We start from the raw sequence: 16,408 nt of genomic DNA, 5'->3' as shown, positions 1-16,408 counted from the left end.
AGTGCTTTGAGCAGCCTGCAGCTAGTTTCCTAGTTTGCTCTTTGATTTTCATTGAGTATAAAATAAGCAAATCAGTAAGAAACCCACGACAAGATAATCCTGACGCGGGTTGTAGTTTCAACAAATGTCAATTGACCTGACTAGCAATCTGTAAGAGTGCCTTTTCAAAAAGGAAACCTTTTTCATAGAGTCCTGTCTTAATCTGATAGTCTGTCTCAATCAAGTAGGAAATTACTTGCTTCAAAAAGCTCAAAGAAAGTCCTCTTGAATCTCTCAGCGCAAACTTGATTTGATAGGGATTAGGATTGCGTCCGAGAAAACTTCCTAGACTACTTGCAATCTGAGATTCTGTTTGCCCAGACTCCGCCAAAATCTTCACCTGAGTAAAAGTCCGAAATTGTCCTAGCATGACTGCAATCAGTTTGATTTCATCTTCACCTTGCAAGGTCAAATCTCTAACCAAATCGCGCGCCTGATCCATCTTTTTAGTCAGAATAAACTGAGTTAAATCAAAAATATTGTCCTGTAAGGTCTTGGGAATTGCGTTAACAATATCCTCTTCCTCGATAACAGAGTCTTCCTTATAGGACTGTAAAAAGAGGAGATTTTTCTGGATTTCGCTAAATTGAAAACCCGACTTGACGAGAAGATTTTCAAAAGAATTATTGGTAAACTGCAGACCTTCTTTCTGGCTCCACTTTTGGAAATACTGGCGTAATTCTTGTTCTTTGGCTTCTACTGCATCAAAGACCTTGGCATCACGCTTAAGTAATTTTACCAGCCGTCTTTTGCTATCCAGCTTTCCTTCCGCAAAGATCAACAACTTGGTTGTTGGTGAAGGGTTATCAAGGTATTCCTCAAACGACTTGAGTTCATCATCTGTTAAAAAGCGTTTCTTGGCTGTTGTGATATCTACAAAATGGTCTAATATCACGATTTTCTCATCCGCAAAGAAAGGAAGGCTGACTAACTCCAGTTCCACATCCTTGTAGACCACTTCTTTCATATCAAAGTAGGCAAAGTTGAGATCAGCAGAATCATAGCCAATCTGTTTCAATACTTGACTCTTCATCACTTCAAACTGACCCTGATCTGTCCCTGTAAAAAGGCTCAGGCTAGGTAAATTTGATAAAGTCAACTTCTGACTCTCTTCAATGGCTAGCATCTTCTCTCCTTTCTTCTGATTTTTCGATTTAATTTAGTCAATATAGCGCAATTTCCCACGGAAATCTTCTAAGCTCTCGTATCCTTTTTCCGCCATGATTGCTTTTAGTTCATTGGTAATGCGGTCAAAGGCACCGACGCCTTCTTTGTGAAGGGTGGTTCCCACCTGCACCATACTCGCTCCACAGAGAATATGTTCAAAGGCATCACGACCAGTCAACACGCCACCTGTTCCAATGATTTGGATCTGGGGATTTAAGCGTTGATAAAAGGCGTGAACATTAGCTAAAGCAGTTGGTTTGATGTATTCTCCACCAATTCCACCAAAACCATTCTTAGGCCGAATAACGACAGATTCGTCTTCTATATAGAGGCCGTTTCCGATAGAGTTAACGCAGTTGACAAACTTGAGCGGATACTTGTTGAAAATAGCTGCCGCTTGGTCAAAGTGAACAATATCAAAATATGGTGGCAATTTAATTCCAAGAGGTTTGGTGAAGTAGGCAAACACCTCTGCCAAAATCCGGTCTGTTGTCTCAAAATCATAGGCAATCTGAGGTTTACCTGGAACATTTGGACAGGAAAGATTTAGCTCAGTCAGACCACGAAAATCACTCTCTTGGACTTTTTTCAAGATAGTATGGGTTTCCTCTGGAGACATTCCAACCAGAGATAAGAAGAAAGTTCGGTTTGGCTCTTTTTCCTGTAAATCCAAAAGATAATCCAAATAATAGTCTAAGCCCTTATTTGGCAAGCCCATAGAATTGATAGAACCAAGTGGGACATCTTGATAGCGTGGCTCAGGATTTCCCTGACGAAAGTCCAAGGTTGCTGTCTTAGTAACAAAGGTTCCTGCCGCTGAGTTTTTGACCTCTTCTAACTCCTCTATCGTCATACAAGCCACACCTGCTGCATTCATCAAGCAATTGTCAAACTCAAAACCAGCAATTTGTGTTTTCGTTGATACCATGATTCTAATCCTCCAGATTCTTTTTATTGCTAATATTATACCATAATTTTAATTCTAGGTTTACTAGATTCTGTGGTTCTATCTATTTATTCGGAAAAGAAAGTCTAGTGCAGAAGTCATGTTATGGAAACAGCTAGTGTATTGGAAGTTTGAACAAGACTTGGGTCACAGACTTTTGAATGAAGTCCAAGCAACAAGGAGAAATCTCAACCATGAGTCCATTCCATGACTCTGTTGCTCTAGAAAACCTTGCAATAGTCAAGTGATAACGAATAAAACTTTGGATTGAAATATCTCCATGATTATCTATTACGAGGAGAAATCTCAACCTTTGGCATTTTTAAAGAAATACATGTAAATCTCTACTTTCGCAAAATGGATTTTCAGAACAGTATCCCAGTATAGTTAAAAACTATAAAAAAGAGAGGAAGTCCCCCTCTTAAGATTTTATTTGACTGCTTCTTTTAAAGCGTCTACCTTGTCCAAACGTTCCCATGGAAGGTCAATATCTGTACGTCCCATGTGTCCATAAGCTGCTGTTTGACGGTAAATTGGACGCTTGAGGTCCAGCATTTGGATAATTCCTGCAGGGCGAAGGTCAAAGATTTGACGGGCTGCTTTTTCAAGCTTGCTTTCAGCTACTGTTCCTGTACCGAAAGTATCGATACGAACAGAAACAGGTTGGGCAACACCGATAGCGTAGGCCAATTGAACTTCTGCCTTCTTAGCAAGACCGGCTGCAACGAAGTTCTTGGCAATATAGCGAGCTGCATATGAGGCAGAACGGTCCACCTTAGTCGCATCCTTACCAGAGAAGGCACCACCACCATGACGAGAGTAGCCACCATAAGTATCTACAATAATCTTACGACCAGTCAAACCTGAGTCCCCTTGAGGACCACCGATTACAAAACGACCTGTCGGATTGATAAAGAATTTTGTCTTATCATCGAGATAAGAAGATGGAATAACTTCTTTGATGACCTTGTCAATCACATCTTGATGGATTTGTTCATTAGTAGCCTCTGGATCATGCTGAGTAGAAATAACGACTGTATCTACACGTACCGGACGGTCATTTTCATCGTACTCAACTGTAACTTGTGATTTTGCATCTGGACGGAGATAGCTAATTTCTCCAGATTTACGAAGTTCTGCCAGACGACGAACCAATTTATGACTGAGTGAGATTGGCAATGGCATGAGCTCTTCTGTTTCATCCACTGCAAATCCAAACATGAGCCCTTGGTCTCCAGCACCGATCAAATCAAGTGGATCTTGGTCTGCATTTCCACGAACCTCCAAGGCTTCGTTAACACCTTGGGCAATATCTGGTGACTGCTCAACAAGTGACGGATGAACTCCCACTGTCTCAGCAGAAAAACCATATTCTGTATTGGTATAACCAATCTCTGCAATGGTATCACGAACCACACGGTTAATATCCACATAGGCATTTGTAGAAATTTCACCAAAAACGTGGACGGAACCAGTATAGACAGCTGTCTCAGCAGCAACGTGCGCCTCTGGATCCTCTGCTAAAATAGCATCCAAAATCGCATCTGAAATTTGGTCTGCAATCTTATCTGGATGCCCCTCAGATACAGATTCAGACGTGAATAATTTACGTTCTGACATAAAAATGTCCCCCCTTAAAAATAGTGTTATAGAGTTACAAAGTACTGGTAGGAAAACTCTTAGTGATAAATGCCTACCATCTTATCGGGACTATATAACTTTATCATTATACCATTTTTTAGCGCAATTTGCAGTCTTTAATGTGATATTTCGGTTTAGATAGTTCGTTCTCATAAAGCAAAAAGTTGGAGTTCAGTACTCCAACAATTTCTATTAAAATGTTTGGCGTTTCGCTTTACGCTCTGCACGACCGCGAGCGCGATTTTCAGCACGCTTGGTTTTGCGGCGCTTTTCATCAACCGCCCATTGAATTTTCTTCTTATAACCCGGTTTGACTTTTTTCTTTTTCTTTTTGACCAGACCAATCATTTCAATATCAAGCTTATCTTGCTTCTTCTCACGATTAGCACGACGATCACGGTCATAGGTATCTTGGAATTCTCCATCTTTGACCATCTTAGGAGTAAACTTGATTCCCAATTTCTCCAACTCACGGATATCCGAGTCATCACTTGGCTGATAAAGGGTAATGGCTGTGCCTGGTAGGCCATTTCTTCCAGTACGACCAACTCGATGAACAAAGAAGGACAAATCTTGCGGAATGGCATCATTGATGACATGGCTGACACCTTCAATGTCAATCCCACGCGCTGCCAAGTCTGTTGCGACAATGTACTCAAAATCCAGATTTTTCACCTGATTCATGATACGCTTGCGCTCACGAGGGGCAATATCCCCATGAATTTTTGCCACCTTCAAGCCTTGAGCAGTCAGGTAAGAATGCAATTCATCAGCACGCGTTTTAGTGTTAACAAAAATCATTGCCAAATACGGTTGCATCAACTGAGTCAACTGGTAAATTTGAGCATTCTTATCACGTCCCTTAGTAGAAATCAACCAATTATCAATGGTATCAGAAATGATCGTTTTGGTCTTGATTTTCTCCATAACTGGATTTGATAAGTATTTTTTCAAGAATGGTTGCAGTTTTTGCGGAATAGTCGCTGAGAAGACCATGAATTGCAAGTCTTTTGAAAGACTGCCAGCAATCTTATCAACAGTTTCCAAGAATCCCATATCCAAGGTCATGTCTGCTTCATCAACAACAAAGGTCTTGGCCTTGTGAATAGCCAAATCACCGGATTTAACCAAGTCGTAAATACGGCCTGGTGTTCCAATAACAATATGAGGCTGATTGCTTGCCAATTTCTCAATCTGACGAGCCTTATCCGTACCACCCACATAATTAACCACACGAACTTCCACGTCTGAGTGGGCAGCAATCTGACGGGCTGCTTGGTAAATTTGAGTAGCCAACTCACGACTCGGTGCAGTAATCACTGCCTGTACACTATCGCTAGCTTCATCTAATTGCTGGAAAATCGGTAACAAGAAAGTGTGAGTCTTACCTGAACCTGTTTTTGATTCTCCAACCAAATCTCTACCTGCCAAAACAATAGGAATCAATTTGTCTTGCACCTCTGTTGGAGCTGTAAATTTTAACTCCTCCAAGGCCTCTCTAATATAGTTTTTAAATTGAAATTTCGTAAATGACATAATATCCTCTATTCTATCTATCTTATCAATTATACCATATTTTATTCCATTACAGTAGTCTCACTTATTTAGGCGATTTCCAGTAGCTTCTCTAATAAGAAAAAGGCTGGAATTTTATAATCCCAACCTCTTTTCATACTCAATGAAAATCAAATATCAAACTAGGAAACTAGCCGNNCTGACGAAGTCAGTAACATCTATACGGCAAGGCGACGTTGACGTGGTTTGAATTTGATTTTCGAAGAGTATCAGTTATTATTTCCAGTTTAAAATAGCACTCAAGCCATAGTGATCACTGACTTGCGGACTATTGTTACCATCAAATACAACATGTAAATTTTCTACCTCTAACTCTTTGGTAGTAAAAACATAGTCGATTCGAAGGGGTTCAGTGTTCCCTTTCCATCCATCTATTTCTGGTGGAACAGTATAGCTACCACTTTTCTCTTGAGCAACTTCAAAAGCGTCTTGTAAGCCCAATGGACTAGCTAAAATAGCTTGGTAGCCTTCCTTACCGGCTGGGTTGTTGAAATCTCCAGCTAGCAAAAGTGGCTTATTCAATTCTTTCAAGACAGCTTCAAATCGTGCCCATTCTTCTTGGAAACCTTTATCCCACCAAGAAAGGTGGACACTTGCAACTGCAAGCTCCTTACCATCAACTACAGTTTCAGCCAAGGCAACACGGCGAGTATGATAGTCTGTTGGATCATCCACATCTGAAACCAAAATTTCTCTGGCTTCAATAGGTGTTTTAGACAAGATAGCTACACCTTCGTGGTAGCGATCATAACCGATATGGTTATAGGCCCAGGTCCAGTAGTAATTTTTCCCTTGCTCAGACAACTTTTCAACCAAGAGTCTAACATAGTGATCTTGGTGAATAGGCTCAGCTGCTGGCAAAGCTTGATAAAGATCATTGACCTCCACCTCTGGCGATGTGATCTCCTGATTGATTTCTTGGAAACAAATCAAATCATAGTCTTTTTCAAGAATATCCTCAAGCAAAATCTGGAATTTTTCCTCAGCTTCTTTTTCCATCCAACTGTGAGTATTGAGTGTTAAAAATTTCATGCTTTTCTCCCAAAATAAGAGGTTGGAATACAGCTTCCAACCTCAAGTATATTACAATTCTACTTTAGCAACTGCTGTTTTAGCTGCAAGAGAACCTGTTTTTTCTAATTTAACTGATTTAATTGCATCACCATTTGTGAAGACAACTACTGTTGAAGTTTCACGTCCTGCTGCACGGATAGCATCCAAGTCAGCTGTGACAAGGAGATCTCCTGCTGCAACTTTTTGTCCTTCAGCAACATGAACTGTAAATGGTTTACCTTCAAGACTTACTGTGTCCAAACCAATGTGAACCAATACTTCAAGACCTGCTTCAGTCACAATACCAAGAGCATGTTTTGTTGGGAAGATGCTTGATACAGTACCTGAAACTGGAGATACGATATTTCCATTTGCTGGTTCTACTGCAAATCCATCACCCATCATTTTTTGAGCAAATACTGGATCTTTTACTTGTTCCAAAGCAACAACTTGACCGTCTGCTACTGAGTAAACTTCCTCAGTAAGACCTTTGAAGTGAACAGTGTTTTGTTGTGCTTCAGTCATTTGGCTTGGAAGAGTTTCAGGAATGATTTCACCTGAATCAAGGATATCTTGGATATCAGATTTCAATACGTCTGCTTTTGGACCGTAGATAGCTTGAACCCCTTGTCCTTTCATGACAAGACCCATAGCTCCTTCTGCTTTCCATTGCTCTGCATTTCCTACTTTATCTGCATCTTTAACAGTTACACGAAGACGAGTCATACATGCGTCAACATCAACGATGTTTGCACGTCCACCAAGAAGGTTGATAATGTTTACAGCTTGAGAGCCTGCTGCAACTTTTACTTCGCTACTAGACTCTTCTGAACCTTCAGCAGTTTCGTAGTTTCCGTTACGCCCTGGAGTTGCGTAGTTGAATTTTTGAATCATGAAGTTTGCGATAAAGTACATGATTACGGCAAAGAGAACAGTTACCCAAACGAAGTTAATGATATCCATACCGATACCAGCATTAATTGCTAGTGGTGTACGAGTCAAGAACTCGATTGAACCGAATGAGTGCATACGTAGGTTTACGACGTCAGCCATAGCGAAGGCAGCACCTTGAACAAGTGAGTAAACAAGATACATAGGTGTTGCTACAAACATGAACATGTATTCGATTGGTTCAGTAACCCCTGTCAAGAATGTTGCAAGAGCTGTCGCAATCATCATACCTTTGTATTTGTGTTTCTTGTCAGCATCAACATTACGGTAGATAGCCACAACCACACCCATCAAGATACCGAATGAACCGATCATTTGTCCAACTTTGAAACGAGCTGGATGTACTGTATCTAACAAGTGTTGGTATTGACTAGCATCAGTACCTTTAAGGTTTACAAGGTCTGTTACCCATGCAAGCCAAAGTGGATCTTGACCAAATACTTGACTACCTTTAGCTGCACCAGTTAAGACATCATAAGTACCACCAAGAGCTGTGTAGTTCATTGGGATAGTCAACATGTGGTGAAGACCAAATGGCAAGAGCAAACGTTCCAATGTACCATACAAGAATGGTGCAAGGATTGGAGCAGTTTCTTGTGAGTTGGCAATCCAGATACCAAAGCTATTGATACCAGTTTGCACAAGTGGCCAGAAAGCAGCAAGTACAATTGCAGCAATTATTGAACGAAGAATAACTACAAATGGTACAAAACGTTTTCCGTTAAAGAATGAAAGTGCATCAGGAAGCTTACGGAAGTTATAGTATTTATTGTAAGCAGTTGCTCCAATAAAACCAGAAATAATCCCTACGAATACACCCATGTTAAGTGCTGGAGCTTCCATAACACTAATGAAGTAATCAGCAACTTTGATTGATCCACCAAAGAGAGTTGTTACCATAGCTTCTGGATTTTTCAACATATCTCCTGATACACCAAAGATTGTACCAGTGATACGGTTGATTAGGATAAAGGCAAGACCAGCGGCGAAAGCACCACCAGCACGTTCTTTAGCCCAGCTACCTCCAATGGCTAGGGCGAACAAGATATGAAGGTTAACGATAACCCCCCAACCGATTTGCTCTAGGACACCACCAGTAATAACAAGTGGTGCAAAGGTTGGGTTAATCATCACGATAGACTTACCGATTGAAATCATCAAACCAGCAGCCGGCATAACCGCGATAACCACCATCAAAGCCTTACCGAATTTTTGCCAAAATTCGAAAGACAAGACATTTTTGAATGTATCTTTCATCATTCAAATCTCCTTTATTTTTATTTAGGCAAACGTTTTACGAAAACGTTTGCACCTTTTATGATTTAATTATACCACTTTATTTTTTTTTGTAAAGGCTTTTATAAAAAAAATTACACTTTTTCAAAAAAATTTCCAGTGCAAAATTTCAAGTTCAAATTAGTCATCAAGAAGTCTTCTCTGGGAGACTTCTTTATACTCTTCGAAAATCTCTTCAAACCACGTCAGCGTCGTCTTACCGTATATATGTGACTGACTTTCTACAACCTCAAATCAGTATTTTGAGCATCCTGTGGCGAGCTACCTAGTTTGCTCTTTGATTTTCATTGAGTATTAGAAGTCCCTTTTCAAAAACTCTTGTAGCAAAAAAGGAGATTTTACAACCTCCTCATAAAAGTAATTATTTTACCTAAATCTTCAAGAATCGGCGCATGGATATTCCTGATCCCAATGAACCAATGAAAATTCCAATCACAAATAGTAGGGCAATCATCAAAGGACTAAATAAATCTGGACTAATCATGGATAGATTTTGCCCTACCAACGATTTGTTGACAGATTGGTAAACCATTTGATAAACAATAAAGACCAAAACAGATGGTGCGATAGCTCCCAATAAACCGATAAAGGCTCCTTCTAACAAGAACGGTCCACGGATATAACTGTTTTTAGCTCCGACCAAGCGCATGATTTGAATTTCGCGACTGCGGGAAATAATGGTAATACGAATGGTATTTGAAATCAAGAAAACTGCGACAAAAATTAACAAAGCAGCAATCCCTAGTCCCCAAACACGGATAAATGAAGCTAACTTGAAGAGTCTTTCTGTATTGGCACCGCCATCTTGAACCTCAGAGACACCTTCAATTTTTTTAGCATCTTCGGCTATAGTTTTTACATCATTTGGAGTGTTTGCCTCTACAATATAGGCATCATAGAGAGGATTGGCATCTCCTTCAAAGATTTTCCAGTTATCTCCCATTGTCTCGGTTAATTTTTCATATTGTTCTTCTTTACTTGAAAAGGTAACACTCTTAACCGTAGACATGTTCTTCAAAGAATCATATACCTTGTGGTAGTCATTATTTGTAACAGTTTGACCTTCTTTTTCAATTGTCTGACTGTTATCTTCCACATCCTTTCGGATATAAACTACTACACGGACATTATTTTCAATATCTGTAGCTAGTTTCGCTGTATTGAAAATAACAGAAGCAAATATTGCCACTAAGGTCAAAGTAATCATGACTGAACTGACAGCAGCTACTGTCATCCAACCATTTCGTTTCAAACTTTTTAAGGCTTCAAATAAATGGCGAAAAAATCTACTAATCATCGTATCCATACTCTCCTTTTGATTCGTCACGAACGACACGGCCATTTTCAATGGCAATGACACGGTGGCGCAAGGTATTTACAATCTGGCTATTATGAGTCGCCATCAAAATAGTTGTCCCTTGTAGGTTAATCCGTTCCAAGAGATTCATAATTTCCCATGAATTGTCAGGATCCAGGTTTCCTGTTGGTTCATCGGCTATCAGTACTTTGGGATTATTTACAATGGCACGCGCAATCGCAATCCGCTGTTGCTCCCCACCTGAGAGTTCATTGGGGAAAGAACGAACCTTGTGCTTCAAGCCAACCAAGTCCAAAACTTCCATCACTCGTTTTTTGATATTACGGCGATTTTCCCCGATTACTTCCATAGCGTATGCAATATTCTCATAGACCGTTTTCTTTGGCAAGAGTTTATAATCCTGGAAGACAACCCCAACACTACGACGTAGAAGCGGGACATCTTTCTTTTTAATCTTAACCAGATTAAAACCAGCAACTGATAGGCTTCCTTTATCGATTTTTACTTCACAATACAGAGAACGAATAAAAGTTGACTTACCTGCTCCTGAAGGTCCTACGATGTAAGCAAATTCCCCCGGTTGAACGCTGACCGAAACACCGCGTAGGGCAGTCGTTCCGTTGTCGTATTTTTTGACGACATCTCTCATTTCAATGATTGACATATGAGTTCCTTTCTATCTTAGCTAATGCGCCACTTGAGATAGGCATCGATAAAACCATCTAGGTCCCCGTCCATAACCTTATCTACCTGAGCAACCTCAAAGCTAGTTCGGTGATCTTTTACCATAGTATAAGGTGTGAAGACATAAGAACGAATTTGGCTTCCCCATGTGATTTCTTTTTTCTCACCCTTGAGGGAATCTACCTCCGCAGCTTTCTTCTCTTGCTCCATTTGATAGAGTTTAGCCTGCAACATCTTCATAGCTCGATCTCTATTTCCATACTGGGTACGATCCACTGTTGATTGGACAACAATTCCAGTTGGAATGTGGGTTAAACGTACACCTGTTGAAACCTTGTTGACGTTTTGTCCACCGGCACCACCTGAACGGAAGGTATCCATCTTGATGTCATCTTCCCGGATTTCCACTTCAATGGTATCGTCCAACTCAGGCATCACTTCTACAGATGTGAAAGAGGTATGACGACGTTTGGCAGAGTCGAACGGCGAAATTCGCACCAAACGGTGCACACCCATTTCTGACTTGAGAAGGCCGTAGGCATTAGGACCTTCAAATGATAAGGTTACCGACTTAATACCTGCCTCATCACCTGCTTGGTAATCCAATACTTCCACTTTAAAGCCTTTAGCATTACCATAACGAGTATACATACGAAGCAACATATCGCCCCAGTCCTGCGCCTCAGTACCACCAGAACCTGGATGGATTTCCAAGATGGCATTGTTGTGGTCATAAGGTTCTGACAAGAGTAGAGTCATCTCGTAGCTGGTCATCATCTTATCAAGTTCGGATAACTGCGTTATCAATTCTTCATGCACCGACTCATCTTCAGATAAAAAGTCCAATAAAATTTCAACTTCATCCTGCAACTCTTCCATTTTGTGGAAGGTGTTGTAGGTGTTTTTTAATTCATTTAATTCTTGCGACGTTTTTTGGGCCGCGATATTATCGTTCCAAAAATCAGGTTCAGTCATCTTATTTTCCAAGATGGCAATCTCTTCCTCTAGACCTTCTAGGTCAAAGAGACCCCCTGAAAGAAGATAATTTTTCACGATTTGTGTCAATTTTCTGACGGATTACTGAAATGTCCATAAATACTCCATTTTTACATCATTTCATTATAGCATATTTTATCATTTCTTTCCATCTTTTGCTATAATCCCTTTTTTATGAAAAAAGAAGCCTTTGGGCTTCCCTTTTTACAAGACTTTTGCTGAAGTGCGAGTGATTTCTTCCACTTGAATACCATTTGCTTCAAATTTTTCTTTCAAGGCTGGTAAATCAATTGATCCATCGATTTGAACTTCGATAATCACCTTACCATCCTTACGCGGAATATTGACTATATGAGAGATATTCAAATTTTCTTCAACGATTAGAGAAACAATCTTACTAAGAACGCCAACTTCATCTTCTGTAACAAAGCGCACACGAATTCCTTCTTCACCATAACCAGCAATTTCAAGAAAGGCTTGGAAAACGTCACGGTCCGTAATAACTCCGTATACTTGATGATTATCTACGACAGGAAGAATACCAATCTTGTTTTTCAACATCAGATAAGTTGCATCTTCTAGACTCGCATAGCCTGAAACAGTGACAACGTCACGAATCATGACATCTTTTACTTTTGTCTTATTCAGAAGATAGTTCATCTCATAGATAGAAAGACTTGTTGCTTTGGATGGACTAGCTTGCGCAATGGTTCCTTCAGTCACCAAACCAACCAATTGATCATTTTCGATAACAGGCAAGCGGTGCAACCCTTGCTCTCTCATCAAATCTGCTGCATGAGATACTGTTGTATCTGGACTAATATACACTACCTTGCGGGTCATAAAATCTTTAACTGCCATGAGACTTCTCCTTTTCTATTCTTATCCCTATTATACAATCTTTTTGTAAATCTATCAAACGCTTACATTTCTTTTTCAAAATTCAGAAAAGTATGAATAAGCTAGCAAAAAGAGCTCTAAAATCGAGCTCTGTGAATGAAGGTTAGAAACGTTTCATTCGATTTTTTCAATTATTAGAAATTAAGCTTTCAATGTAGATGAATATTGCTTTGCAATCTAAATATGCCGACTAAAAAGGTCCACTGGACTATAATGATGATTACTTCGTAATTTCCATCCGCAACCTAAACTAGTCTCCCAGACTATGCGAAGATTACTTCGTAATCCTTATCCACCGACTAAAAAGGTCCACTGGACTATAATGATGATTACTTCGTAATCTTCATCCACCGACTAAAACAATCCACTGGATTTGATGATTGCTTCGCAATCTCTATTCACCGACTAAAAAGGTCCCCCGGACCTTTTTAGCCACCTAGATATGCTTTTCTGACTTCTTCTGATGAAGCGAGTTCTTTTCCTGTTCCGGATAGGACGATTTTTCCTGTTTCCAGCACATAGCCTCGGTCAGAGATTGCGAGTGCCTTATTAGCATTTTGTTCAATCAAGAGGACGGTTGTTCCTTGCTTCTGGATGTCTTGAATGATATCAAAAATCTCTTGGATAAAGATTGGGGCAAGTCCCATTGATGGTTCATCTAAAAGAAGAAGTTTTGGTGTTGACATGAGGGCGCGTCCCATGGCAAGCATTTGTTGTTCTCCTCCTGAAAGAGTAGCTGCATCTTGGTTCTTCCGTTCTTCAAGACGAGGAAAGCGTGAAAAGACCTTCTTCAAGTTAGCTTGATTTTCTTCACGATTTTTCTTCAAGAAAGCTCCCATTTCAAGATTTTCCATAACAGTCAAGCCAGGAAAGACGTGGCGGCCTTCTGGAACTTGTGAAAGACCACCTGCCACGATTTTTTGAGCTGGCATTTTTTGGATTTCTTGATCTAAAAATTCAATCTTTCCTGAACTCGGTCTAACCAAACCAGACAAGGTACGGAGAATGGTTGTCTTACCTGCACCATTGGCACCGATAAGGGAAACGACTTCTCCTTCATTCACTTCAAAGCTTACATCACGGACTGCTTGGATCATGCCGTAATGCACAGAAAGATTATCAACTTTTAACATAGACATTAGGCTTCACCTCCTAGATAAGCTTCGATAACGCGTTTATTGGTCTTAATTTCTTCTGGAGTTCCCTGAGCAATCAAACGACCGTATTCGAGTACGTAGATGCGTTCTGTTACTTCCATGACCAGATTCATATCGTGTTCAATCAGCATGATCGTAATTTTAAATTCATCTTTGATGCGACGAATTAACTCAGTCAATTCGGCTGTTTCCTGCGGGTTCATACCTGCTGCTGGTTCATCTAAGAAGAGAATTTTAGGTTCCGTAGCGAGGGCACGAACAATTTCCAAACGACGTTGTTGTCCGTAGGCAAGATTTTTAGCAAGCGTTTCTGCATCACCATCTAAATCAAAGATTTTCAACAATTCCAAAGCCTTAGCCTTTAATTCTTTTTCACTCTTGTAAAAAGCTGGTAAGCGTAAGAAACTAGCAAAAACATGTTGTTTGTGATGGTTGCCAAAAGCAATCAAAACATTGTCCAAAACTGTTAAATCTTTAAAGAGACGGATATTTTGGAATGTACGTCCAAGTCCCAAAGAAGCAATCTTATAAGGTGACTTTCCATTCAAAAGGTGACCATCTAGGGTTACTGTTCCCTCGCTTGGTTCATAAACACCCGTCAAGAGGTTGAAAAGAGTGGTTTTCCCAGCTCCGTTTGGACCGATTAGTCCAACCAGTTCCCCTTCGTTCAATTCAAGAGTCACATCTCCAACAGCTGTTAGACCGCCAAAATGTTTGGTTAACTGTTTTACTTCAAGTAATGCCATTAGTTTTGTTCCTCCTTCTTAGATTTTTTAAAGAAACGTGATAGGCTCAATTCCCATGTTCCAAGAAGTCCACCTGGTCTGAAAATCATTACCAAGACCAAGGCCAAAGCGTAAATAATCATACGCACGCTGGCAACATCTTGGAGAAGCATATTCAAAATTCCCAGAACAATAGCTGAAACAATGGCACCTGTAATGGAACCAAGTCCACCAAATACAACAATGATCAAAACGTTGATTGAGTTAATGAATGTATAATCTTTCGGTACAACAGACCCGATAAATCCTGCCTGAAGTGACCCTGCAATACTTGCAGTAATGGCACCAAAGACAAAAGCGATAATTTTAATTTTAGTCGTATTAACCCCAACAGACTCAGCAGCGATTTCATCCTCACGAACGGAGAGGGTTGAACGACCAATAGGGCTACGCAAGAAGTTCAAGGTTGCAATGGTTGTAATCACAACAAAGAAGTAAACCATTTGCCAAGTTGTAAAGTTTGGAATTCCCAAGATACCTGCTGCACCATTTGTAAGGCTTCCGCCATTGATGATAAAGATACGGATAATTTCAGAAACACCTAGAGTCGCTACCGCAAGATAGTCCCCCTTCAAGCGCAAGGTTGGAATCCCGACAAGTAAGGCAACTGCTCCTGAAAGTAAAGCCCCTACAAGCATGGCTCCAAAGAAGGCACCGTAGGTTGGTGATTTAGAACCAATAATAGCTGCTGCATAGGCACCAATCGCCATAAAACCAGCATGACCAAGTGAAAATTGTCCTGAAAAACCAACGATTAAGTTGAGACCAACAGCCAGAATAATATTAATTCCAATTTGTTGTAAAATCTGTACATAGAATAGGTTGAGTACTCCGACTGAAACCAGTACACTAATCAAGCCATAGCCAGCTAATAAAAGGAGTAACCATAGAATATTAACTTTTAAATTTTCTTTCATCGCTTACACCTTCTCTTTCACATTTTTACCAAGGATACCAGCTGGGCGGACAATCAAGATCAACAACAAAATTCCATAAACAATGGCATCACGGAAGTCTGACATTCCAAAGGCTGTCGCAAAGGTTTCCAATAGACCAATCACAAAACCACCAAGAGCCGCACCAGGAATGATTCCGATACCACCAAGTACTGCGGCAACGAAAGACTTAAGACCTGGAGTAACCCCCATCAAAGGCTCAAGAGAGTTATAATAGAGGGCAATCAGAACACCAGCTGCACCCGCAAGAGCTGAACCCAAAGCGAAGGTAAAGCTGATAGTACGGTTTACATTGATCCCCATCAATTGCGCCGCATCGCTATCTACTGATACTGCACGCATGGCTTTCCCCATCTTAGTCTTTTGGACAATGACTTGTAACAAAATCATCAAAATCAAGGAAATGGCCAAAATCATTAACTGCACGTTTGTTAGGCTAACTGGTCCCAGATCATAGCGAACTGTTTGAATCGCTTGAGGGAAGGCACGAGTATTGGCACCAACCAGATAGACCATGCCATACTCCAATAGGAAAGAAACCCCAATAGCTGTAATCAAAACAGCAATACGAGTAGAGTGACGCAAAGGTCGGTAAGCAAGGAACTCAATCACGACACCAAGAATAGCTGTCGCTAGCATAGCTACAATAAGCGCTACAAAGAAATTCATTTGGAAAGAATTGATCAAGAAATAACCGATAAAGGCTCCCATCATATAAATATCACCGTGGGCGAAGTTGATGAGCTTGATAATTCCGTAAACCATGGTATATCCTAGAGCTAACAGCGCATAAACACTACCTAGAATCAAACCATTTACTAGTTGTTGGAGCATAAGATTCACTCTTTCTATTTATAATTTTGAGAGTTTCCCCTCACTTTTTGATAGGTTCTTATACTCAATGAAAATCAAAGAGCAAACTAGAAAACTAGCCGCAGGTTGCT

14 protein-coding genes are annotated in these 16,408 nt (G+C 40.3%); all 14 read right to left on the bottom strand.

What is annotated here, in order from left to right:
- Window positions 1-127: 127 nt before the first annotated feature.
- The 14 genes from holA to HT688_RS02875 all read right to left on the bottom strand — a co-directional run bounded on the left by holA (window position 128) and on the right by HT688_RS02875 (window position 16,298).
- The gene (gene holA / locus HT688_RS02940; RefSeq protein WP_000879648.1) at window positions 128-1,165 is read right to left on the bottom strand and encodes a DNA polymerase III subunit delta; all 1,038 of its coding nucleotides are present in this window, start codon (window positions 1,163-1,165) and stop codon (window positions 128-130) included.
- Window positions 1,166-1,198: 33 nt separating this feature from the next.
- A complete protein-coding gene (locus HT688_RS02935) occupies window positions 1,199-2,134 on the bottom strand; it encodes a dihydroorotate oxidase (protein ID WP_000255155.1) in 936 nt (311 codons plus the stop codon).
- Window positions 2,135-2,581: 447 nt separating this feature from the next.
- Window positions 2,582-3,772, bottom strand: coding sequence for a methionine adenosyltransferase (metK, locus tag HT688_RS02930; protein ID WP_000003909.1), 1,191 nt, complete (start codon window positions 3,770-3,772; stop codon window positions 2,582-2,584).
- A gap of 213 nt (window positions 3,773-3,985) precedes the next feature.
- Window positions 3,986-5,329, bottom strand: a complete 1,344-nt coding sequence (locus HT688_RS02925) for a DEAD/DEAH box helicase (RefSeq protein WP_050208023.1) — start codon at window positions 5,327-5,329, stop codon at window positions 3,986-3,988.
- A gap of 255 nt (window positions 5,330-5,584) precedes the next feature.
- Window positions 5,585-6,400: an endonuclease/exonuclease/phosphatase family protein gene (locus tag HT688_RS02920; RefSeq protein ID WP_172923551.1), complete on the bottom strand. Its 816-nt coding sequence runs from the start codon at window positions 6,398-6,400 to the stop codon at window positions 5,585-5,587.
- Between the two features lie 51 nt (window positions 6,401-6,451).
- The gene (locus tag HT688_RS02915; RefSeq protein WP_172923550.1) at window positions 6,452-8,632 is read right to left on the bottom strand and encodes a PTS transporter subunit IIBC; all 2,181 of its coding nucleotides are present in this window, start codon (window positions 8,630-8,632) and stop codon (window positions 6,452-6,454) included.
- Between the two features lie 406 nt (window positions 8,633-9,038).
- Window positions 9,039-9,965 (bottom strand): permease-like cell division protein FtsX, encoded by a 927-nt coding sequence (ftsX, locus tag HT688_RS02910; protein ID WP_000625541.1) that lies wholly within the window; start codon window positions 9,963-9,965, stop codon window positions 9,039-9,041.
- Window positions 9,958-10,650: a cell division ATP-binding protein FtsE gene (ftsE, locus tag HT688_RS02905; RefSeq protein ID WP_172923549.1), complete on the bottom strand. Its 693-nt coding sequence runs from the start codon at window positions 10,648-10,650 to the stop codon at window positions 9,958-9,960. The genes ftsX and ftsE overlap by 8 nt, the downstream gene beginning before the upstream one ends.
- Window positions 10,651-10,667: 17 nt before the next feature.
- Window positions 10,668-11,763 (bottom strand): peptide chain release factor 2 gene (prfB, locus tag HT688_RS02900; protein ID WP_172923548.1). Its coding sequence is split into 2 segments (ribosomal slippage): window positions 10,668-11,690 and window positions 11,692-11,763, totalling 1,095 coding nucleotides; the frame shifts between segments, so codons are not numbered across the junction.
- Between the two features lie 107 nt (window positions 11,764-11,870).
- Window positions 11,871-12,527 carry a CBS domain-containing protein gene (locus tag HT688_RS02895; protein ID WP_172923547.1) on the bottom strand — a complete coding sequence of 219 codons (657 nt, stop codon included), beginning with the start codon at window positions 12,525-12,527 and terminating at the stop codon, window positions 11,871-11,873.
- 467 nt (window positions 12,528-12,994) lie between these two features.
- Entirely contained in the window at window positions 12,995-13,705 is a 711-nt protein-coding gene (locus HT688_RS02890) for an ABC transporter ATP-binding protein (RefSeq protein ID WP_050091862.1), read from the bottom strand.
- Window positions 13,705-14,469: an ABC transporter ATP-binding protein gene (locus HT688_RS02885; RefSeq protein WP_172923546.1), complete on the bottom strand. Its 765-nt coding sequence runs from the start codon at window positions 14,467-14,469 to the stop codon at window positions 13,705-13,707. The genes HT688_RS02890 and HT688_RS02885 overlap by 1 nt, the downstream gene beginning before the upstream one ends.
- Window positions 14,469-15,425 (bottom strand): branched-chain amino acid ABC transporter permease, encoded by a 957-nt coding sequence (locus HT688_RS02880; protein ID WP_000662290.1) that lies wholly within the window; start codon window positions 15,423-15,425, stop codon window positions 14,469-14,471. The genes HT688_RS02885 and HT688_RS02880 overlap by 1 nt, the downstream gene beginning before the upstream one ends.
- Window positions 15,426-15,428: 3 nt before the next feature.
- Window positions 15,429-16,298, bottom strand: coding sequence for a branched-chain amino acid ABC transporter permease (locus tag HT688_RS02875; RefSeq protein WP_000941427.1), 870 nt, complete (start codon window positions 16,296-16,298; stop codon window positions 15,429-15,431).
- Window positions 16,299-16,408 lie beyond the last annotated feature (110 nt).

The organism is Streptococcus sp. 1559 (assembly GCF_013276735.1).
Classification (GTDB): Bacteria; Bacillota; Bacilli; order Lactobacillales; family Streptococcaceae; genus Streptococcus; species Streptococcus pseudopneumoniae.
Note: the sequence above shows the minus strand (reverse complement) of the source record. Positions and strands in the feature narration are given on the sequence as shown.